The sequence below is a fragment of the Orrella dioscoreae genome (assembly GCF_900089455.2).
Taxonomy (GTDB): Bacteria; Pseudomonadota; Gammaproteobacteria; order Burkholderiales; family Burkholderiaceae_B; genus Orrella; species Orrella dioscoreae.
Genome location: NZ_LT907988.1, coordinates 357059 through 378497 on the forward strand (window position 1 = coordinate 357059; position 21439 = coordinate 378497).

Genomic DNA, 21439 nt, shown 5'->3' on the forward strand with positions numbered 1-21439 from the left:
CTCACAGCACGCCCTGTTCCCGCAGGGCCGCGATCTGCCCGGCCGAGTAGTTCAGCTCGCGCAGGATCTCCTCTGTGTCCTCGCCCCGGTCGGGTGCCGCGCTGCGCACCTGGCTGGGCGTGCGGCTCATCATGAAGGGCTGGCCCACGACCTCCACCGGGCCGATGCGCTTGTGCTTCACCGGCGTGGCGATGCCCAGGTGCTGCACCTGCGCGTCGGCGAAGACCTCGTTCATGCGGTTGATGGGACCCGCCGCCACGTGGCATTCCTCCATGCGCACCATCCAGTCGGCGGTGCTGCGCTGCCGGGTGAGCGCGCTCAGCTCGGCATTCAAGGCGACACGGTTGTCGGAACGGCCCTGCTCGGTGCTGTAGGGCTCGCGCTCCATCAGCTCGGGCACCTCCAGCGCCGTGCACAGCCGCCGGAACATGGCCTGCTCGCCCGCGGCGATGTTGATGTAGCCGTCTGCGGTGGGATAGACCCCGGTGGGGATCGAGGTGGGGTGGTTGTTGCCTGGCTGCCCGGGGATCTCCTTCAGGAACAGCCAGCGCGCGGCCTGGAAGTCGCACATGGCGATCATGGCCTGCAGCAGCGATACCTGCACCCACTGGCCCTGGCCGGACTCCTCGCGTTCCAGCAAGGCGGTCATGATGGCCATGGCGCAATACAACCCCGCGCCCGTGTCTGCCACGGCGATGCCGGTGCGCATGGGACCATGGGAAGGATCGCCCGTGATGGACATGAGCCCGCCCATGCCTTGCACGATGTGGTCGAAGCCCGGCCGCTTGGCATAGGGGCCGTCCTGGCCGAAGCCCGAGATGCTGGCGTAGACGATGCGCGGGTTCACCGCCTTCAGCGTTTCATAGTCGATGCCCAGGCGGAACTTCACGTCGGGACGGAAGTTCTCGGCCACCACGTCTGCCTGCTTCACCAGTTCCAGGAAGATCTCGCGGCCCTTGGGGTCCTTCAGGTTGAGCGTCAGCGAGCGCTTGTTGCGGTGCAGGTTCTGGAAGTCCGGCCCGTCGCGCAGGCCGCCCCAGCCATCGCTGACCTCCATGTGGTCGGGGCTTTCGATCTTGATGACGTCGGCGCCCCAGTCGGCGAACTGGCGGATGCAGGTGGGGCCGGCGCGCACGCGCGTCAGGTCCAGCACGCGGAAGCGCTTGAGCGGACCTTCGCGTTGGGCCGTGGCCGGGAACGCGGCTTCAGTTTGCATGTTCACGTTCAGCCTCGCGGGAAGAAAGGTTGGCGCGGCCGTCCTGTTGCGGCTGCAGGTCGACCAGCAGGTTGCCGCGTGCGTCCACGGTGGCGCGCGCCAGGTCGGGGATGATCAGCGTGGAGGAGGCTTCCTGCACGATGGCCGGGCCGGCGATGGCCTGGCCGGCCTGCAGGGCGCTGCGCTCGTAGACCGGCACGTCGGCATAGGCCTGCCGGTCGCCCAGGTACATGCGGCGCTGGCCCGTCAGGGCCTGCGTGGCCGCCACGGAACCTGTCTGCACGTCCAGCGAGCCGCTGCCGGCCTGGGCCGAGACGGCCACGCGGATGTTGATGACTTCGATCTCGCCGCTGGGCGGCAGCTGGCCGAAGGTCTTGGCGTAGTTCGCTAGGAAGGCCTCGCGGATGCCGTCGTAGCTGCCGCGACCATAGGGGCCGGCGGGCAGGTCGGTGATCACCTCGAAGCCCTGGCCCACGAAGCGCAGGTCGGCGGCGCGTTGCACCTGGGCCTTCGCGCCCTGGCCGGGCAGCGTCGATTCGATGACCTGGCGCGCATCGTTCTCGATGTCCGCGTAGGCCTGCTCCAGTTCTTTCCAGTCCACGGTTTCCAGCTTCCAGCCGACGCTGACCATGCGGTCGATGCGCGCGGGCGCCATCAAGAGGCCCAGCGCCGAGGCCACGCCCGCGCCCGGCGGGCAGACGACCTGGCGGATGCCCAGGCGCCGCGCGACTTCGCAGCCGTGCAGGGGGCCGCCGCCGCCGGTCAGCAGCAAGGCGAAACGGCCGGCGTGGTGGCCGCGCTCGGCCACGTGCACGCGCGCCGCCGCGGCCATGTTCTCGTTGACGATGGAGTGGATGCCCCAGGCGAACTCGGGCACGTCCATGCCCGAGCGCTCGGCCAGCGGGCGCATGGCGTCCTCGGCCTTGGAAACGTCGATGGTCATCGTGCCGCCCGCGAAGGAAGCTGGGTCCAGGAAGCCCAGCACCAGGTTGGCGTCGGTGACGGTGGGCTGCGCGCCGCCGCGGCCATAGCAGGCGGGGCCTGGGTTGGAGCTGGCGCTTTCCGGGCCGACCTTCAGGAGACCCAGCGCGTCCAGGTGCGCGATGCTGCCGCCGCCCGCGCCGATCTCGATGAGCTCGATGGTGGAGATCGAGATCGGCAGGCCGCTGCCTTCGGTCAGGCGCTTCTCGCGGCTGGCCTCGAAGTGATGGGCGATGAGCGGCACGCCGCCATCGACGATGGCGAGCTTGGCGGTGGTGCCGCCCATGTCGAAGGCCAGGATGTCATCGACCTGCGCGCTGTGGCCGAAGAAGGCGCCGGCCAGCGCGCCCGCGGCGGGGCCGGATTCCAGCAGCTGGATGGGCACGCGCTTGGCCTCGGCCACGTGGGTCAGGCCGCCGTTGGACAGCATCATGAAGAGCGGCGCGCCGATGCCCAGCTTGGCGATCTCGGCGCACATGCGGTCCAGGTAGCCGTCGACCAGCGGCTTCACATAGGCGTTGGCGACGGTGGTGGAGGTGCGTTCGAACTCGCGGATCTGCGGCGACACGTCCGAGGAGATCGACACGAAGAGGCCGGGGTGCGCCTTCTGGATGGCCTCGCGCGCGGCGCGTTCGTGCGCCGGATTCACATAGGCATGCAGGAAGACGATGGCGACCGACGAGACGCCGGCCTCGGCCAGGCGACCGGCCTGCTCCACCGCTTGCTGGACGTCCAGCGCTTGCAGCACCGTGCCGTCCGGTCCCATCCGCTCGGTGACTTCCAGGCGGTGGCGGCGCGGCACCAGCACGCGCGGCAGTTCGATGTGGAGATCGAAGAGTTCGTACTTGTGCTCGCGCGCCATTTCCAGCGTGTCGCGGAAACCGGCAGTGGTGATGAGGCCGGTGGTGGCGCCCTTGCGTTCGATCAGCGCGTTGGTGAAGAGCGTGGTGGCGTGGATGACGCGGTCGACCTCGGCGTAGGCCATCTTCTCGCGTTCGAAGAGCGTGCGCACGCCGCGCACCGCGCCTTCATAGGGAGCGTGCGGCGTGGTCAGTTCCTTGTGCGAGACGGATTTCCCGCTGATGTCGTCGTAGACCACGATGTCGGTGAACGTGCCGCCGATATCGATGCCCAGGGAGTATTTGCCTGCTGTCATGATGATTCCCCAATCAGTGTTGCGCGGCGCGCGTGACGTAGCCGTCGGCGAGGTCGGCCGTCGCGGCGTCCTTGTTGCGGTCCTTGGCCGGGCCGTAGCCGCCGCCGCCCGGCGTGAGCAGTTCCACCACTTCGCCGGGGTTCAGCACGTGCTGAACCTTCGGATTGACCGGCTTGCCGTTCAGGATGACCGCGCCCGGCGCGCCGGCCTCGCCGCCTGCCAGCCCCTGCGCCGCGGCCTCGGGGCGCGTGCGTTCGGCCATGAAGCTGACGACGATGGGCGTCTTGTTGCGGTTCTCCAGCGCGATCGCCTGCCCGGTGCCGCCGCGATGCAGGCCCGCGCCGCCGGCGTCGTCGCGCAGCTTGCGGTGGCGCACGTGCAGCGGCGACATCTTCTCGATCATCTCCACCGGGGTCGACGAGATGTTGCTGGGCCAGGACAGCACGTTGGCGCCGTCCTGCTTCTGCGAGGCGCCGTAGCCGCCATTCATGAAGAAGAGGTTGGTGAAGGGCCTGCCCGTCTCGCGCACGCCCGACAGGTTCACGCACCAGAGCGGCGAGCCCACCTGCGCGATGGCGCGCTCGGGCATGGCCTGCGACAGCGCGCCGATCACCATCATCGGCACGAAGTGGCCGATCAGCGCGCGCGCGCCGCCCGCCGCGGGCGGGGTGGAGTTCAGGATGCTGCCCAGCGGCGCCTTCACGTGGATGGGCGCCATCACGCCTTCGTTGTTGGGCACGTTGGGCAGCAGCACGGCCCGCAGGCCGTAGCAGGTGTAGGCGATGGTGTAGGCCAGGCAGACGTTGATCGAGCGCGGCACCTGGCCGTCGGTGCCGGCGTAATCCACCTCGATCTCGTCGCCCTTCACGGTCAGCGTGATGGCCAGCTTCACCGGCTGGTCCAGGCCGTCGCTGACGGCGTGGTGGCGGTACTCGCCATCGGGCAGCGCGCGGATCGCATCGCGCATGGCCTTCTCCGAGCGCGCGTGGATCTCGGCGGCCAGGCCGTCCAGCGTGTCCAGCCTGCGCTCCTCCAGCAGCGCCAGCATGCGCGACTCGATCATGCGCAGCGCGGTGAACTGGGCATAAAGGTCGCCCATGACCTGATCGGGCTCGCGCACGTTCTTGCGCAGGATCATTTCGAAGGTGGGGTCGATCTCGCCACGGCGCATGACCTTCATGACCGGGATCTGCAGGCCTTCCTCGTAGACCTCGCGCGCATCGGCCGAGCGGATGCGTCCGCCGATGTCGGGGGCGTGCGCCACCGACCCGGCCCAGGCCACGACCTTGCCGTCCAGGAACACGGGCTTGGCCACCGAGATGTCCGGCAGGTGGCCGGTGCCCATCCAGATGTCGTTGGTGATCAGCACGTCGCCGGGTTCCAGCGTTTCCAGCGGATAGGCGTCCAGGAAGTGGCGGATGGTGCGCGGCATGGTGTTCATGAACGACGGGATGCTGTTGGTGGCTTGCGCCACCGAACGTCCGTCGGCCGTGGTCAGCACGCAGGCGAAGTCATTCGACTCGCGCACGATGGTGGAGAACGAGGTGCGCACCATGGCGGCGGCGGCCTCGTCCACGATGGAGATCATGCGTGTCCACAGGAGCTCCAGCGTGATGGGATCGAACGTCTGGCTCATCATTTCCCCTTGAAGGCATTGCCGCCCAGGCGCGGCAATGTTTTTTTGTTGGTACCGATTCACTGTAGCGATTTAGACTATGTCTTCCCAATGTTTATTTCGCTGCCGGGCATGCCGAACAGACATACCCCTGTGACAGCCCCTGTGACAGCCAATCCCCCAGCCAAGAACGCCCGCCATGAGTGAAACGCCGCTGTCCGCGCACACCCTGAAGATCCACGAGCTGGAGGCCTTCCGCGCGGTGATGCTGCGCGGCACGGCTACCGAGGCCGCCGTGCTGCTGCACACCTCGCAGCCGGTGGTCAGCAAATTGATCGCGCGTTTCCAGCGCCACATCGGCATCAAGCTGTTCGAGCTGCGCAAGAGCCGGCTGGTGCCCACGCCCGAGGCCCGGGTGTTGTTCCACACCATCGAGCGCACCTATGCGGGCCTGGAGCACGTGGCCCACACCATTGCCGAGTTGCGTGGCGGGCACAGCGGGCGGCTGGTGGTGGGCAGCCTGCCGTCCTTCGGCATGGGGCCGCTGGCCGACATCGCGGCACGCTTCCTGAAAGACGAGCCGGGCATCCGCATCTCGGTGGAAACCGTGAACTCCAGCCTCATCCGCCACAGCGTGGTGTCGGGCAAGGCGGACCTGGGCGTGGCGTTGAAGTCCATCGATACGGCAGGCGTGAATGCAGAGCCGCTGGTGGAGGTGAACACGGTGTGCGTGATGGACCGGACGCATGCCCTGGCGGGCAAGCGCTCCATCAATGTGCGTGACCTCGAGGGCGTGCCGATGATCCTGCCGTCGCGCGACAGCGCGTCGCACACGGCCATTGCGCAGATGTTCGCCGACGAAGGCATCACGCCGCATCTATCGGCCGAAACGAGCTACGCCATGACGATGTGCCTGCTGGCGATGCAGGGCGCGGGTGCCGCGCTGGTGAGTCCCTTCGCGGCCATGCACCTGCGCCGCTCCGGGCTGGTCATCAAGCGCTTCGAACCCAGCCTGCCGATCGAGCTGATGCTGCTGACGGCGCTGGATTCCTCGCCGTCGCGCATCTCGTCGATGTTCATCGAGCGGCTGAAAGCCGCGATGCCCGCGCTGCGCCAGCAGTGGGGCTAGGCCCAGCCTTGATCCTGCCTCATTGGGCCACGAGGTTGGCCTGGCTGATCATGGTGCCGAACTTCTGCGTCTCCTCGCCGATGAAGGCGCGCGTGGCGGCAGCGTCCCGGTTGCCCGGCACGGGCGTCACGCCCATCTCGGCCAGCCGGGGCTGCAGGGCCGGGTCCAGCATGACCGCGCGGATGTCGTTGTTCAGCTTGCTGACGATGGCGTCGGGTGTGCCGGCGGGCGCCGAGATCGTGAACCATGCCGTGAAGGCATACCCGGGCAGGCCGTCCTGCGCGATGGTCGGCACGTTCGGCAGGCTCGGCGCGCGTTCGGCGCTGGTGACCGCAACGGCGCGGAGCTGGCCGGCCTGGATGAGCGGCAGCGCGGTGGGCAGGTTCTCGAACATCAGCTGCAGCCGGCCCGCCACCAGGTCGGTGAGCGCGGGGCCGCTGCCCTTGTAGGGAATGTGCGAGATGGCCGCGTGCGACTGGAAGCGGAACAGCTCGCCCGCCATGTGCGTGGAACTGCCGAAGCCTGCCGACCCGAAGAACAGCGATTCCGGCTTGGCCTTGCTTTCCGCGATGATTGCGGCGGTGTTGGCCAGGGACACGTTCTTGGGCACCACCAGCACATTGGGCGTCTCGGCCAGGATCACGACCGGCTTGAGATCATTGGTGGGGTTGTATTTCAGGTCCTTGTAGATATGGAACGTCGAGTGGATGCCGATGGTGCCGAAGAGCAGCGTGTAGCCGTCCGGGTCCGAACGCGCGACGTTCTCCGCGCCGATGTTGCCGCCCACGCCGGGACGGTTCTCCACGATGACGCTCTGGCCGTATTTCTCGTTGAGTTTCTGCGCCAGCAGCCGGCCCAGGACGTCGGCCGTGCCGCCGGGCGCCAGCGGCACGACCAGCTTGATCGGCTTGGAAGGATAGGTGTCGGCCAGGGCTGGCGCGGCCAGGCAAAAGGTGGCCGCGAATAGCGCGCACAATAGTTTCTTCATGATTTTTTCCGCCTTGATGTGGTGTTGTTCGAGCATGCCTCTCCCTACCGAACAGGGTCGGAATCCCCCTTGAAGCAGTGGCGTGCCGCGCGCCGCGTTGCAGCCCTTGGCCAGCCGCTTCCGTGGTCCTGGCTGCATCGTCCCGGACTCTCGTTCGCGTTCAAATTATGTGAACAACGGCGGCGTGGGCATAATTCTTTTTCGAACCTACCCTATGCGGAATGAACATACATGCGGCTTGGCGAGGCGCGCGCATGCGCCACGCGGGCGCGTGGCGCACCGTGTCGCGGCATGCGGCGCACCGTGATGGGGACGCGGCGCGGCCGGCCTTATGATGGGCGCCGTGCCATTTCCAACGTGCAGGAGCCTGGATGTCCGCCACCCCGAAGCGATCGACGCGCCGTGCGCCCGCGGGCGAGAACGCCGCGCCGTCCGACGCGCCGCCTGCCCGCCGTCCGCGCCGAGGCTCGGGCCGCGTGACCCTGGCCGACGTCGCGCGCGTGGCCGGCATGTCGATGCACACGGTCTCGCGCGTGCTCAACACGCCGGACAACGTGCCCGAGCGCACGGTGCGCATCATCCGCGACGCCATTGCGCAGACGGGCTATGTGCCGGATCTGATCGCCGGCAGCCTGGCCAGCGGCCGCAGCCGCCTGGTGGCGGTGGTCGTGCCCACGCTGGGCAGCCCGGTGTTCCTGGAGGCCCTGCAGGCGCTCAGCCATCACCTGAGCGGCCGGGGCTACCAGATGATGCTGGCCGAGAGCGGCTATGACGCCGACAAGGAAGCGGGCGCCCTGCAAGCCATCCTTGGCCGACGCCCCGATGGCATCGTGCTGATGCGCACGGTGTTGACCGAGGCCGCGCGCGTGCAGCTGCGCGCGGCGCGCATCCCGGTGGTGGAGGCCTGGGACTGGATCGCCGACCCGGTGGACATGCTCATCGGTTTCTCGCATGAGGCCGCGGGCGCCTGCGTGGCGCGTTTCCTGGCCGAAACGGGCCGGCGCCGTCCGGCCATCGTGGCGGGCGACGATCCCCGCGCGGGCCGGCGCCTGCGCAGCTTCATCGCGGCGGGGCGGGAGTGCGGGCTCATCGCTGCGCAGGCGCCCGAGCCGCCCATCGCGCTGCTGCGTGCGCCCGCCACCATGGGGGGCGGCCGGCGTGGCCTGGCCGACCTGCTCGCGCGCGACCCGGCCGTGGATGCCGTCGTCTGCAGCACCGACATGATCGCCATGGGCGTGCTGCTGGAGGCGGCCGCGCGCGGCCGCAGCGTGCCGCGGGACCTGGCCGTGGTCGGTTTCGGCGACCAGGCCTATGCCATGTCGACCACGCCGCCGCTCACCACGGTGCGCATCGACGGCTCGGCCATCGGCGCCCGTGCGGCGCAATGCATCGTGGACCGGCTGGAAGGCAGGCTGGTCGACGCGCCCATCGTGGACGTGGGTTTCACCCTGATGCGGCGGGAAAGCGCCTGAGGCATTCCGCCCCGGTTTTCCTTTCCCGGCCGCCGACTACGCGTAAGCCCCTATGGCAGAGACGGTCCTCGCGCCGTAATATTAGCGCTAATAATTCACTAGGCCCGGCTGCCGCCGGGCGCAGGAGACCGCATGCTGGACCAGGCCAAAGGCGTCTATATCGTCGCGCAGACGCCCTTCAAGGAGAACGGCGAGATCGACCTCGACAGCGTGGACACGCTGACGGATTTCTATTTCCAGCACGGGGCCAGCGGCCTGACGGTGCTGGGCGTGGCCGGCGAGGCCAACAAGCTGACCCAGGCGGAGTCGGTGGCCGTGGCGGCGCGCTACGTGAAGCGTGCGCAGGGCCGGCCGGTAGTGGTCGGCGTGAGCCACAGCAGCGTGGCGCAACTGGCCGAATTGACGGCACTGGTGATGGACCAGGGCGCCCAGGGCGTGATGATCGCGCCGCCCGGCGGCCTGCGCACCGAGCAGGAGGTGCTGGGCTACTTCGACGCGGTTTTCAAGCGCATCGGCAACGTGCCTGTCGTGCTGCAGGATTTTCCCTTCTCCACCGGCACCTGGATGTCGGTGCCGATCATGGGCGAACTGATTGCGCGCCACGCACAGATCCAGGTCATCAAGGAAGAAGACCTGCCCAGCCTCACCAAGATCACCAGGCTGCGTGCCCTGCCCGGGCGCCGCGTGGCGATCCTGACTGGCAACAACGCCATGTTCCTGCCGCTGGAGCTGGGGCGCGGGATCGACGGGCCGATGGCGGGTTTCTCGCATCCCGAGATGCTGTCGCAGGTCTACGCCCTTTACACCGCGGGGAAGGTGGGCGAGGCGCACGACGTGTTCGACCGCTATCTGCCTTTGCTCAGCTACGAGAACCAGAGCCAATGGGGGGTGGCGGTGCGCAAGGAGGTGCTGCGGCGGCGTGGCGCGATCCGGCACGCCGGCATGCGCACGCCCGGCCCCAGGCTGGATGCCACGGATCACGCGGAAATCGACCGCCTGCTGCAACGCCTGGCGCGCGACCTCAAGGACGCGGGCTGACGTAGTCGTACCCGGCAGTACCCGCGCACAGCCCGCCCGCAAGAGGCGCGCGTGCGCAGACGTCGCAATCGTTGCGTGGCAAGGGCCGCGCAACGACACACAACACATCAAGGAGACAAGCGATGTTCCAGCCTTACACGCAACGCCTTCTGGCCGCCTGCCTGGGTGCGGCCACCCTCGCCACCGTGCCGCTGGCCGCGCAGGCCGCCGACAAGTGGCCTACCAAGCCGCTGCGGCTCATCATCCCCTTCGCGGCGGGCGGCAACACCGACGTGGTCGCGCGTCTCATCGCCCCGCACATCGAGAAGGCCGTGGGCCAGACGGTGGTCGTGGAGAACCGCCCGGGCGCGGCCGGCAACATTGCCGCCGAGTTCGTGGCCAAGGCAGATGCCGATGGCTATACCTTCCTGATGGGCACGGTGGGCACGCAGGCCATCAACTACAGCATCTACAAGGACATCCGCTTCAAGGCTGCCGATTTCGCGCCGGTGACGCTGGTGGCGTCGGTGCCCAACGTTCTGGTGGTGACGCCGTCGATGCCGGTCAAGAGCGTGAAGGAACTGATCGAATACGGCCGCAAGAATCCAGGCAAGCTCAGCTTCGCGTCCAGCGGCGCCGGCAGCTCCATCCACCTGTCGGGCGAAATGTTCAAGAGCCGCGAGAAGATCGACATGGTGCATGTGCCCTACAAGGGCAGCGCGCTGGCGGTCACCGACCTGATCGGCGGCCAGGTCAACCTGATGTTCGACAACCTGCCGACCTCCCTGCCGCATATCCAGACAGGCAAGCTGCGCGCCCTCGCGGTGACCAGCGCCCAGCGCAGCACCAACCTGCCCGACGTCCCCACCATGGCGGAAGCCGGCGTGCCCAACTTCGAGGCGGGTTCGTGGTTCGGCGTCCTGGCGCCCAGGAAGACCTCGCCCGACATCATCGCGCGCATCGACGACGCCATCCAGAAGGCCATGGCGCAGCCCGAGATGCAGAAGCGCGTGGTCGAGCTGGGCGCGGTGCCGATGGTGAAGGGCCCCAAGGACTTCGACGCCTTCATCGGCACCGAGATCGAGAAGTGGAAGGCCGTGGTGAAGGACGCCAACATCGAGCCGAACTGAGCGCTGGCTGGCATCAGCGCCCGCAAGATATCGACAGGAGCAGAAGTGTCATGGCACACGCGTTGAGCGAGTCCCTGCGCGCCGCCTTCCAGGGGCGCGTGATCGAAGACCGGGACGCGCTCGCGCCCCACCTGACCGACTATCGCAAGCGCTGGACGGGCCGCAGCATCGCGCTCGTCCAGCCCGAGCGGACCGAGGACGTCGCGGCGCTGGTGCGCTGGTGCGGCGAGCACGGCGTGTCGCTGTTTCCCCAGGGCGGCAACACCGGGCTGGTGGGCGGCAGCGTGCCGGACGACAGCGGCCACAGCATCATCCTGTCGCTGGCGCGCATGAACGCCATCGTCGATGTCGATCCCTACAACAACACCTTGACGGCGCAAGGCGGCGCGGTGCTGGCTTCCGTGCAGGAAGCCGCCGCGCGCGCGGGCCGCCTGTTCCCGCTGAGCCTGGGGGCCGAAGGCAGCTGCACGCTGGCGGGCAACCTGTCGACCAACGCGGGCGGCATCCAGGTGCTGCGCTACGGCAATGCGCGCGATCTCTGCCTGGGGCTGGAGGTGGTGCTGCCCGACGGCCAGGTGTGGAACGGCTTGCGCGGCCTGCGCAAGGACAACACCGGTTATGACCTGAAGCAGCTCTTCATCGGCGCGGAGGGCACGCTGGGCATCATCACCGCGGCCACCGTCAAGCTGTTTCCGCGTCCCGCCGCGCAGATGACGGCGTTCGCCGCCGTGCCCGACGCGCACAGCGCGGTGAAGCTGCTGGCGCTGGCGCAGTCCTGCCTGTCCGCCAGTCTGACCGCCTTTGAACTGATCAGCGGTCCGGCAGTGGCGCTCGTGCTGCACCACATGCCGGGTGCGCGCAGTCCCGTCGAAACCCAGGCCCCGTACTACGTGCTGCTCGAGTCCAGCGACGCGGAAAACGAGGCGCACGCGACGGCGCGCTTCGAGGCCCTGATGGCCGCGGCATTCGAGGACGGCATCGTCACCGACGCGGCCATTGCGTCGTCGCTGGCGCAGTCGGCCGCCTTCTGGAAGATCCGCCATCACCTGCCCGAGGCGCAGACCGCGGACGGCGAGAACGTGAAGCACGACATCTCGCTGCCCATTTCCCGCATCGGCGAGTTCATCGATGCCGCGGGCGCCGCGGTGCAGCGCGTGCTGCCGGGGGCGCGCATCTTCGTCTTCGGTCACGTGGGCGACGGCAACCTGCACTACAACGTGTCGGCTCCTGCAGGGTCGGATGCCGAGGCGTACCGCGCCATGCGGGCGTCGGAGAAGACGATTTCGCAGGCCATCTATGACGTGGTGGCCGGCATGAACGGGTCCATCTCCGCCGAGCACGGCGTGGGCCAGCTGCGCGTGAGCACCGTTGCGGGCTACAAGCAGCCGGTGGAAATGGCGATGATGGCGCGCATCAAGCAGCTGTTCGATCCGAAGGGGATATTCAATCCTGGGCGGGTGGTGGCGCGCCAGTAGCGTCCTGCGCCGCGCCTCGCGGCATAGCCGCCATCGTTACGCGTGGTCGCAATCTTGCCAGCGGCATGTCAGGCTGCCGGGGCTAGAATTTTTCGCTCCCCACCCGACAACGAGAACAGCATGAGACAAACCCTGCATCGCCTGGGGCGCAACGCCGCACCCGTCCTGCTCCTGAGCGTGGCCGTTGCCGCGCAGGCCGCGGATGCACCGCCCCGTGACGAGTTCTTCTGGCTGGGGGAAATCAACAAGGCCACCGCGGTCATCAATACGGATCAGGGCCTGCTCGACAAGGCCATGGCGCCGCGCCTGGCCGCCGGCCTGCAGAAGGTGCTGGACGCGGGCAACGCTGCCGGCGCCAAGCGCCCGAATACGGTCATCACCTTCGAGCCGCTGCTGATCAAGGCCGCGGGCGAGGACATCACCCTGCTGCATGCCGGCCGCTCCAGCCAGGACATGCATGCGACCTTCCGCGCGGCCATGCTGCGCGACAAGCTGCTGGCGCTCAGCACGCAACTGAACCAGACCGCTGGCACCCTGGTCGAGCTGGCGAGCCAGCACGTGGACACCATCGTGCCCAACTACACCAACGGCGTGGCCGCCCAGCCCAACAGCTACGGCCATTACCTGCTGGGCCATGCCGCCGGCCTGCAGCGCGATGCCGAACGCATCCGCGAGGCCTATGCCCGGATAGACCGGTCCCCGATGGGCACGACCGTGCTCAATGGCACGGGCTGGCCGCTGGACCGCCAGCGCATGGCCGACTACCTGGGCTTTGGCGCCTTGGTGGAGAACGCCTATGACGCCTCGCAGATCGCCGCCATGGACCAGCCGGTGGAGGTGGCATCCATCGTGACCGCCATCGCCCTGCATGCCGGCAATTTCGTCGAGGACGTGCTGACGCAGTATGCCCAGCCGCGCCCATGGATCCTGCTGGAGGAAGGCGGCGGCAATACCTATGTGTCGAGCGCGATGCCGCAGAAACGCAATCCGGGTTTGCTCAACAACACGCGCAGCGAGGCGTCCACGGCGTTGACGCTGGCCATGGGGCCGGTCCTGCAGACCCACAACATCACGCCCGGCATGCCCGATCCCAAGGACGTGACGCAGAACGCTGCAATGGTGGACGCCGCCATCGCCGTGCTGAAGCGCTGGGACCGCGTGCTGAAGGCGCTGGTGATCAACCGGGATCGCGCGCTGGAGGAACTCAACAGCGACTGGACCGCCTCGCAGGAACTGGCGGACGTGCTGATGCGGGATCACGGCCTGCCCTTCCGGGTGGGCCACCATTTCGCGTCCGAGGTGGTCACCCATGCGCGCGAGCACGGCATCCGCCCGCCCGACTTCCCCTACGCCGAGGCGCGGCGCATCTACGGCGAGGCGGTGAAGGGCACGAAATACCAGGCCGACCTGCCCATGGACGAGGCGGCGTTCCGCGCCGCGCTGGATCCGCGCGCCATCGTGGCGGCGCGGGCGACCGCCGGCGGGCCGCAAGCGGCAGAGATGGCGCGCATGCTTGAGCTGGCCCGCAAGCGCCTGGCTGCGGACGCCGGCTGGGCCAGCGCGCGTCGCGACCACATCGACGATGCCTTGGCGCGGCTGGACAGGGATTTCGCCCGGCTGCTGCCGCCCTGAGGCGCCACGGCGGCCGGCCGGCGGGCCGCCTGGAAAGAAAGGGATATCGCGGCAGGCGCGGGTGAGGGTGCCGCGCCTGCCGGTCGTTCCTACTCCGTGAACGATTTCGTGCTGTAGAGATCGTCAGCCACCCGGTTCAGGACGGGCAGGCCCGTGCCTGGATCCCTGGGCTGCTTGTCGATGTAGGCCTGGAAGACGTCGGCGTCGAGCGCACCGATGTCCTCGCGGCGGTCGGTGGGAACGTTGCCGAGTGTCGTGTAGCCGTCACCGCCGCCCGCCAGGAAACTCAGCAGGAACAGGCGGTACGTGCGGGTTTCGTCCAGGGGCAACCAGGTGTTGGTGGCCTGGTCCAGGACTTCCAGGTTGCTGGCGCGGTTGCCCTTGGCTTGCGTGCGGTCGGCATCCCAACGCAGGCCGCCCGCATACGGGTAGGGCCCGGTAGTCCCACCGGTGCGGAAGACGGCGTCCATGCCGTCCTCGATCATTGCCTTGACCTCGACGCCGGTGACTTCCATGCGCCACAGCACATTGCCGAACGGCAGCACCTCGATGACCTGGGCAGCGGTGATGCGGCCGGGGTTCAGGGGCTGGCGCACGCCACCGCCATTCTGGAGCGCAATGTCGGCACCACCGTAGCTGTCGTTGGCCATGTCCAGGTAGGCCTGCGCCACCAGTTGCTGGATATCGCCACCGCGCTGGGCGACCTTGCCTTCCGCGTTGCAGGCGGCGCTGGAGTTGCTGGTGTCTCCACCGGTGCCCGGCACCCGGCGGCGGCACAGTTCCTGCGTCACCAGCGCCACTTCGCTCTGGCTGTAGACCTCGACCTTGTCCTTGAAGGGTTGCAGCACGGCCTCGGCGCCGGCGTCCGGTGCCTGCTGGCGCAGGTATCCGGCGGCCGCCAGGTCCGCTTGGAACGCCACGAGATCCTCGGGGGATGGCGCGGCGCCTCCCACGGTCACGGTCTCGCCCAGAAGGACGTGAGGCGTGCCTTCGCAGGCGGTCACGTCGCCGTTGGCGTCGAAGCTGACCTTCAACTCGCCCAGCACCTTCGTGTATTCCCAGGCCTGCACCAGGCAGACCTGCTTGCCGTCCTTGTCGGTGAGACGGGTGGGATAGGGGCCTTCCGGGGAGCCCACGTCATAGGTCTCCAGCGTGTCCGGGCCGAGGAGCGAGTGCGAATCGCCGCCCACCACGACGTCCACGCCGCTCAGCCTGGCGATGACGTCCTTGTCGTAGTGGTAGCCGATGTGGCTGAGGACGATGACCTTGTCGATGCCATCGGCGCGCAGGGCGTCGATCTGCGCCTGGGCTGCTTCCGTTTCGTCCGAGAACGTCGTGGTGGCATCCGGGCTGGAGGATTGCTTGGTTTTGGTGGCGATGGTCAGGCCGACGATGCCGATGCGCTGGCCGTCGCGCTCGATGATCGTCGATGGATTGACCAGACCGGTGCCGTGCAGCGGGGAGCTTTCTCCGAATTGCACGTTCGCACTGAGTACCGGGGTCTTGCAGGTGTCGGCGTGGAGGAAGTCGATGAAGCCTTTGAGGCCGGCGTCGCCCTTGTCGAATTCGTGGTTGCCCACGGCCATCGCATCGAAGCAGACGGTGTTCATCAGCGCGGCATCGGCCTGTCCGGCCTCGCCGGCACGATTGAAGTACAGCGTGCCGGTCAGGGCGTCACCCGCGTGCAACGTGATCACGTTCGATGATTCGGCGGCCAGCGCGTCGATGGCTGCCTTCACGCGGGGCATGCCCGCCGAGGCGATTTCCACCTCGGTGGGCGTGCCCGTGCTGTCCTTCAGCATGAGGGTCCTGTCGGAACTGTCCAACGCGGAGTGCTGGTCGTTGATGTGGAGGATCGTCAGCTCCAGCGGACGGGGTTCCGCGGGCGTCTCGGTGACGGGGGGCGTTTCATCGTCGTCGTTGCTGCTGCCGCAGCCCGCCATCAGCGCCATTGCGCTCAGCATCGCGGCGGCGATCGCGTTCCGTTTCCAGTCCTTCATTTGCCTCTATCCATCGGTGGTGATCGAGGCCCGCATTCTGTTTGCCGTGTGTGACGGCGGCGTGAATCCAGAATGAAAAAACAATCATCGGAAATGAAAATGAAATCCCCCGGCTTGACATGGTTTTGACACGCCGCCGGTATAGTGCGGACTGCTTTCCGTTTCTTTGCTTGTCGCAGCATCATGAACCCTATCGACGCTTTTTCCTGGCTCACCAGCGAGCACGGCCTCATGGCCCTGCTGGCGCAGAACTGGGTGCTGGGCACCTTCATCATCTGCGCGGTCGTCTTCGTGGAGACAGGGCTGGTGATCATGCCCTTCCTGCCGGGCGATTCGCTGCTTTTCGCCGCCGGCGCCTTCCTGGGGCTGGCGGGCGTGTCGCCCTGGCTGCCCTTGCTGGCCGTGACGGTGGCGGCCATCGCGGGCGATGCGCTGAACTACAGCATCGGCAACTCGCCGCTCAGCCAGCGCATCCTGGCGCGCAAGCTCGTGAAGCCCGCGCACATGGAAAAGGCCGCTGGCTACTTCGCGCGCTTCGGCGCGCAGACCATCATCGTGGCGCGCTTCATTCCCATCGTGCGTACCGTGGCGCCGTTCTGCGCAGGCCTGGCCAGGATGCCCCGCCGCACGTTCTTCGCCTACAACGTGGTGGGGGCGGCGCTGTGGGTGGGCGTGATGCTGCTGGCCGGCCACTTCCTGGGCGCGATTCCGTGGGTGAAGCAGAACCTGCACTGGGTGTCGCTCATCATCATCGTGCTGTCGGTGGGGCCGCTGGCCATTCACGCGCTGGCGCGCTGGCGCAACCGGCAGGGCGCCTGACGCGCACCGGCCTTCCGGCCCGCCTCGGGCCTGTCTCAGCAGGTGCGCGGATAGGAGCCCAGGACGCGCGTGCCGGGGCAATGCGTCAGCACGTCCGCCAGCGCGGCATCCCCGCGGTGGCCGGCCACGTCGATGACGTACCTGTGTGTGTCCAGCGAGCGGCGGCTGGGGCGTTCATAGACCGTCAGGATGCGTATGCCGCCCTTCACCAGGGTGGCCAGGGCCGTGGACAGGCCTTCGTCGTCCGTCTCGACGCACAGCGTGCTCTTGTCGTGGCCCGTCGGCGCTGGCGTTTCGCGCCCCAGCACCCACCAGCGCGTGACGTTGTGCGGCCCCTGCTCGATGCCGTCGGCCAGGGAGACCAGGCCATATACCGCTGCGCCCACGCGCGGCCCCATGGACGCCATCGCCAGCGAGCCGCTGCGCGCAACCTCCTGCGCCGCGGCGCCGTTGGTGGCGGTGTGGACACGGCCGGCGTGCGGCAGCACCCGGTCCATCCAGGCCTTGACCTCGGCATGGGCGATGGGGTGGGCGAGGACGTTGCGGATGTCATCCAGCGTGGCGCCCCGGTTGGCGAGCAGGCTGTAGTCCAGTTGCCGGGCGTATTCGGCCACGATGCAGGGCGCGGACAGGGCCAGGATGGGATCCAGGTAGGGCGTCACGCCGACGGTGGAGGTGATGACCGGCACGCAGATCTTGTCGGCCTGCCCGCTGGCGTAGGCGGCAAAGAGCGCCTCCTTGTCCAGCGGCGTGATGGCCGTGTAGCGGCCGAAGAGGTCCAGGCAGGCCTGGTGTGACCAGGTGCCCGCGGGCCCCAGATAGGCGATCTTGGCGGGGGTGTCGGGACGGGACATGTTGTTGGTATTGGGGGTCTCGGCTCGGGGCGGACACGATGACCGCCACGTCGGGCGCAAGCATATCGCCCGGCGACGCATTCCAAGCGCTGGAAAACCGCGAGAACGTGCGCTAAATTCGGAGGCTGGAACAGCTAGTTACAGCTGTGACTGGCTTTTTTCCTTGGGCTGGTCACACTTCGATACCTGGCTGCCTGTTCCAATCGCCTTGGGAAAGAGGGCGATGTTTCGTGGCGCACGACAAACAAAGTTCCAACGGCACCTCCCGCGGCGCGTGCAGCGATGGCGGCAAGGCAGGAGGTGGGCGTTGTGCGTTTCGCCCGCGTGTCGCCGGGAATCGAGTACGGCGCAGCACAGGGAGAGTCAGACAGGAGGCTTTCGATGAAATGCCCCTCACCTTTGCCGAACGAATCCGAGAGGCTGCATGCGCTTTCGGAGTATGGGCTGGATCCGCAGCATTCGCTGCCCAGCCTGGACCCGGTCGTACGTATCGCATCGCGCATGTTCAACATGCCGGTGTCGGCCATCAACATGATCGGCAGCGACCATGTGTTCTTCGCCGCCAGCGTCGGCGTCGGCGTGGGCGTGACGGACATGCGGCGCGACGTGTCCTTCTGCGCCCACGCGATCACCCAGGGCGATGTCATGGTCGTGCCCGATGCGCGGCTGGATGACCGTTTTCACGACAATCCGCTGGTGTCCGGGGAAGCGAACATCCGGTTCTATGCCGGGGTGCCCCTGCATTCGCCCGAAGGCCATCCGCTGGGCGCACTGTGCATCATCGACACCGAGCCGCATGGTGACTTCGGCGAGGAAGACAAGGACCGCTTGCGCGAGCTGGCCCGCATGGCGGGGGATCGGCTGGAGTTGCGCCGGGTCGAGGTCTGCGCCGAGCATGCCCGCGAGGAGGCCCAGGCGCGTGCCCAGCAGGAGCGCGCCAATGCGGCGCTTGCCGCCGCTGCCGCGCAACAGGCCGATTCCGACATGGCGCGCAAGCGCGAGAACGACGACCTGCGCAAGCTCTCCAGCTTCGATCCGTTGACGGGCCTGGCCAACCGCGGCATCTTCTATCGGCGCGTGGAGGAGGTGCTGTCGCACCCCTCGTCAGCGGCCATCCTCATGGTGGACCTGGACGGTTTCAAGGACATCAACGACACGATGGGCCACGCGGTGGGCGACGTGATCCTGCGCGAACTGGCCGCCCGGCTGGCGCGCACCGTGGGGCTTTGCGACACGGTCGCGCGCCTGGGCGGGGACGAGTTCGCCATCCTGCAGCCCAACGTCATGGACCTCAAGCAGGCGACCGAGTTGGCGCAGGCGGTACTGGCGCGCGTTGCCGAACCGATTTCCGTGCAGGGGCAGGAGTTGCGGCTGACCGCCAGCTGCGGCGTGGCACTGGCGCCGCTGCATGCCCACGAGGCGCTCGAGCTGGTGGGCAATGCCGACCTGGCGCTGGTGAAGGCGAAGGCCGTCGGCCGGGGCCGGATCTTCGTCTTCGTGCCCAACCTGAGGCTGGAGGCCGTGGCCCGGCGCCTGTATGGCATGGAGTTGCACCGGGCGGTCGCCAATGGTGAATTCCTGCTTTTCTACCAGCCGCAGATCAAGCTGGCGAGCGGTGAACTGACGGGCGCCGAAGCCTTGCTGCGCTGGCGGCATCCGCAATTGGGCTTGCTGGCGCCGGGGGTTTTCCTGCCTTCGCTGGAGGGCGGGCCCCTGGCGGCCACCGTGGGGTCATGGGTGCTGGACGAGGCCTGCAGCCAGGCCGCCTTCTGGCGGCGCAGCGGCGCCCATGATTTCCGCATCGGGGTGAATCTTTTCGGCGTGCAGTTCCGCGTGGGCGACCTGGCGACCGAGGTCATGGAGACGCTGGCGCGCCACGGTCTGCCGCCAGAGGCGCTGGAACTGGAGATCACCGAGAACATCGTCCTGAACAATGACGATACGGCGCTCGAGATTCTGCGGCGCCTGCGCGCGCATGGCGTGGGCATCTCCTTCGATGACTTCGGCACGGGCTATGCGTCGCTGAGCCTGCTGAAGACGCACCCGCTCACGCGCATCAAGATCGACCGCTCCTTCGTCAGCGGGATCCTGGAGTCGAAACGCGATGCCACGGTGATCCGGGCGATCCTGGACGTGGCGCACAGCTTCGACCTGTGCACCATCGCCGAGGGCATCGAGACCGATGCGCAACGCGAGCGCTTGCTGGCCGAGCATTGCGAGGAGGGGCAGGGCTATCTGTTCGGCAGGCCATTGCCGGCACAGCAGTTTGCGCAGACTTTCGGTCTCGAGGCGGCCTTGCGGATATCGGCCTGAGCCAGGCGCAGGGCTGGCTGGGCGGCTGACGTTGATGTAATAATAAGAACTATTTTCAAATACGGCGCTGCACGCCGATCTTCGCAACGCCATGCCTCCCTCCGTTGAATCCAGTCGGCAGCAGGTCCTGCACGGGCTCTACGCCGAGAATCATTCCTGGCTGGTCTCGCTGTTGCTGCGCCGCATGCGGCATCAGGGCGACGCGCAGGACATCGCATCCGAGACCTTCTGCCAAGTGGTGGCGTCGCGCGAGGACCCCAGCCTCATCCGCGAGCCGCGCGCGTATCTCACGCGCATCGCCAAGCGCTTGGTCTATCACCTGTATCGCGATCGCGAGATCGAGCGGGCCTATCTGCAGTGGCTGGAGACCGCGTCGCCCGATCACGCCCCGTCGGCCGAGGCGCGCGCGATGGCCATCCAGGCGATCGCCCAGCTGGACCGCCTGCTGGACGGCTTGCCGCGCGACGTGCGCCGGGCCTTCCTCTATAGCCAGTTCGACGAGATGGGCTATGACGAGATCGCCGCCAGGCTGGGCGTTTCGACCCGCACCGTGGCGCGCCACATCAAGCAGGCGCTGCTGCACTGCGTGGCCGTGGCCCAGGCATGAGCGGCGTGGCAAGACGCGCGGCGACGCACGACAAGGAGGACGCCCAGGCCGCGACCGAGGCCGCGGTCGACTGGATGGTGAGGCTGCGTTCGGGCGCCGCCACGGCCGAGGATCGCCTTGCCTTCGACGCCTGGCGCGCGCAGCCGGATCACGAGGCGGCCTGGCAGCGCGTGCAGGCCGCCCTGCAGCCCGCCTGTCTGGCCGCGGGCAACGGCGCCGCCTGGCCGGCACGCGAGGTGGCGCGCGACATCCTGCTGCGCCCGCGACGGCGGGTCGTGCTGAAGTCGCTGGTGGCGATGGGCACGGGCGCGGCCCTGGGCGGCGTCGTGGCGAACCGCTACCTGCCGCTGTCCGAGCTGGGCGCCGATCTGCGTACCGGCACGGCCGAGCGCCGCCATTACGCCTTGCAGGACGGCAGCGACCTGGCCTTGAACGCCCGCTCGGCCGCCGACGTCGCCTATACCGCTGAACGGCGCGAGGTCCGCCTGCGAGCGGGCGAACTCGTGGCCAGCGTGGTGGCGGACGCGGTGCGCCCCTTCGTCGTCTTGACGCGGGAAGGCGGCGTGCTGGCCCTGGGCACGCGCTTCCTGGTGCGCCAGGAAGCCGAGCGCACGCGCGTCGCGGCCTTGTCGCACGACGTCGAGATCCGTACGCGGCATGGCGCCAGGCGGGTCCTGCGCGAAGGGGAAGGAGCGGTCTTCGATGCCGCGCGCATCGACGGCTTCGACGCCGCGGGCATCACCGGCGCCGAATGGCTGGAAGGCCATCTGCTGGTGAACCAGCGGCCGCTGGCCGAGGTGGTGGCCGAATTGCAGCGTTATCGCCGTGGCGTGCTGCGCGTGGCGCCCGATGCGGGACGCCTGCTGGTTCAAGGCGGCTTTCCCCTGGATGACGTGGCGGCCTCCCTGGCGGGCCTGGCCGACACCCTGCCCATCCGGGTGCGCGACTATGGCGGCTGGCTGACGCTGATCGAACGCCGGGTGTAGGCCACTCGACCTCGATCGGCAGTTTGGTGAATATTTGTAAATTCGTGTC

The 21439-nt window shown here is 68.1% G+C and carries 16 protein-coding genes; 10 read left to right on the forward strand and 6 right to left on the reverse strand.

The genetic code is table 11. The features are described 5' to 3' along the window. Position 1: 1 nt before the first annotated feature. Genes ODI_RS01740 through ODI_RS01750 form a run of 3 tightly spaced genes read right to left on the reverse strand, consistent with a single transcriptional unit; the run spans position 2 to position 4989 of the window. Entirely contained in the window at positions 2-1216 is a 1215-nt protein-coding gene (locus ODI_RS01740) for a CaiB/BaiF CoA transferase family protein (RefSeq protein ID WP_067756022.1), read from the reverse strand. Continuing rightward, a complete protein-coding gene (locus tag ODI_RS01745) occupies positions 1206-3353 on the reverse strand; it encodes a hydantoinase/oxoprolinase family protein (protein ID WP_067756024.1) in 2148 nt (715 codons plus the stop codon). The genes ODI_RS01740 and ODI_RS01745 overlap by 11 nt, the downstream gene beginning before the upstream one ends. A 13-nt stretch (positions 3354-3366) precedes the next feature. Beyond that, the gene (locus ODI_RS01750; protein WP_157929694.1) at positions 3367-4989 is read right to left on the reverse strand and encodes a hydantoinase B/oxoprolinase family protein; all 1623 of its coding nucleotides are present in this window, start codon (positions 4987-4989) and stop codon (positions 3367-3369) included. Positions 4990-5167: 178 nt separating this feature from the next. On the opposite strand from ODI_RS01750, the gene ODI_RS01755 reads away from it, so the two are divergent. Next, complete coding sequence (locus ODI_RS01755; RefSeq protein ID WP_067756030.1) at positions 5168-6097, forward strand: LysR substrate-binding domain-containing protein; 930 nt, start codon at positions 5168-5170, stop codon at positions 6095-6097. Positions 6098-6116: 19 nt separating this feature from the next. Here ODI_RS01755 and ODI_RS01760 read toward each other — a convergent pair whose 3' ends face one another. Next, positions 6117-7085, reverse strand: a complete 969-nt coding sequence (locus ODI_RS01760) for a Bug family tripartite tricarboxylate transporter substrate binding protein (RefSeq protein ID WP_067756575.1) — start codon at positions 7083-7085, stop codon at positions 6117-6119. 371 nt (positions 7086-7456) lie between these two features. Between ODI_RS01760 and ODI_RS01765 the strand changes: the two genes are divergently transcribed. From ODI_RS01765 to ODI_RS01785, 5 genes are all read left to right on the forward strand, one after another. Beyond that, complete coding sequence (locus ODI_RS01765) at positions 7457-8557, forward strand: LacI family DNA-binding transcriptional regulator (RefSeq protein WP_067756033.1); 1101 nt, start codon at positions 7457-7459, stop codon at positions 8555-8557. A gap of 132 nt (positions 8558-8689) precedes the next feature. Continuing rightward, positions 8690-9595 (forward strand): dihydrodipicolinate synthase family protein, encoded by a 906-nt coding sequence (locus tag ODI_RS01770; RefSeq protein ID WP_067756036.1) that lies wholly within the window; start codon positions 8690-8692, stop codon positions 9593-9595. 122 nt (positions 9596-9717) lie between these two features. Beyond that, positions 9718-10704 carry a Bug family tripartite tricarboxylate transporter substrate binding protein gene (locus ODI_RS01775; protein ID WP_067756039.1) on the forward strand — a complete coding sequence of 329 codons (987 nt, stop codon included), beginning with the start codon at positions 9718-9720 and terminating at the stop codon, positions 10702-10704. A gap of 50 nt (positions 10705-10754) precedes the next feature. After that, positions 10755-12179: an FAD-binding oxidoreductase gene (locus ODI_RS01780; protein ID WP_067756042.1), complete on the forward strand. Its 1425-nt coding sequence runs from the start codon at positions 10755-10757 to the stop codon at positions 12177-12179. Between the two features lie 120 nt (positions 12180-12299). Next, positions 12300-13811, forward strand: a complete 1512-nt coding sequence (locus tag ODI_RS01785; RefSeq protein ID WP_082985381.1) for an argininosuccinate lyase — start codon at positions 12300-12302, stop codon at positions 13809-13811. A gap of 89 nt (positions 13812-13900) precedes the next feature. On the opposite strand, the gene ODI_RS01790 is transcribed toward ODI_RS01785, so the two are convergent. Then, complete coding sequence (locus ODI_RS01790; RefSeq protein WP_067756045.1) at positions 13901-15811, reverse strand: bifunctional metallophosphatase/5'-nucleotidase; 1911 nt, start codon at positions 15809-15811, stop codon at positions 13901-13903. Between the two features lie 183 nt (positions 15812-15994). Here ODI_RS01790 and ODI_RS01795 point away from each other — a divergent pair, with 183 nt between their 5' ends. Next, positions 15995-16630, forward strand: a complete 636-nt coding sequence (locus ODI_RS01795; RefSeq protein WP_067756048.1) for a VTT domain-containing protein — start codon at positions 15995-15997, stop codon at positions 16628-16630. Between the two features lie 35 nt (positions 16631-16665). Here the strand turns inward: ODI_RS01795 and ODI_RS01800 are convergent, their stop codons facing one another. Beyond that, positions 16666-17484: a prephenate dehydratase gene (locus tag ODI_RS01800; RefSeq protein ID WP_067756050.1), complete on the reverse strand. Its 819-nt coding sequence runs from the start codon at positions 17482-17484 to the stop codon at positions 16666-16668. A gap of 381 nt (positions 17485-17865) precedes the next feature. Between ODI_RS01800 and ODI_RS01805 the strand changes: the two genes are divergently transcribed. The 3 genes from ODI_RS01805 to ODI_RS01815 all read left to right on the forward strand — a co-directional run bounded on the left by ODI_RS01805 (position 17866) and on the right by ODI_RS01815 (position 21390). Continuing rightward, positions 17866-19797: a putative bifunctional diguanylate cyclase/phosphodiesterase gene (locus tag ODI_RS01805; protein ID WP_067756053.1), complete on the forward strand. Its 1932-nt coding sequence runs from the start codon at positions 17866-17868 to the stop codon at positions 19795-19797. 91 nt (positions 19798-19888) lie between these two features. After that, positions 19889-20404 carry a sigma-70 family RNA polymerase sigma factor gene (locus ODI_RS01810; protein ID WP_067756056.1) on the forward strand — a complete coding sequence of 172 codons (516 nt, stop codon included), beginning with the start codon at positions 19889-19891 and terminating at the stop codon, positions 20402-20404. Between the two features lie 5 nt (positions 20405-20409). Then, positions 20410-21390, forward strand: coding sequence for a FecR domain-containing protein (locus tag ODI_RS01815; protein ID WP_162292285.1), 981 nt, complete (start codon positions 20410-20412; stop codon positions 21388-21390). Positions 21391-21439 lie beyond the last annotated feature (49 nt).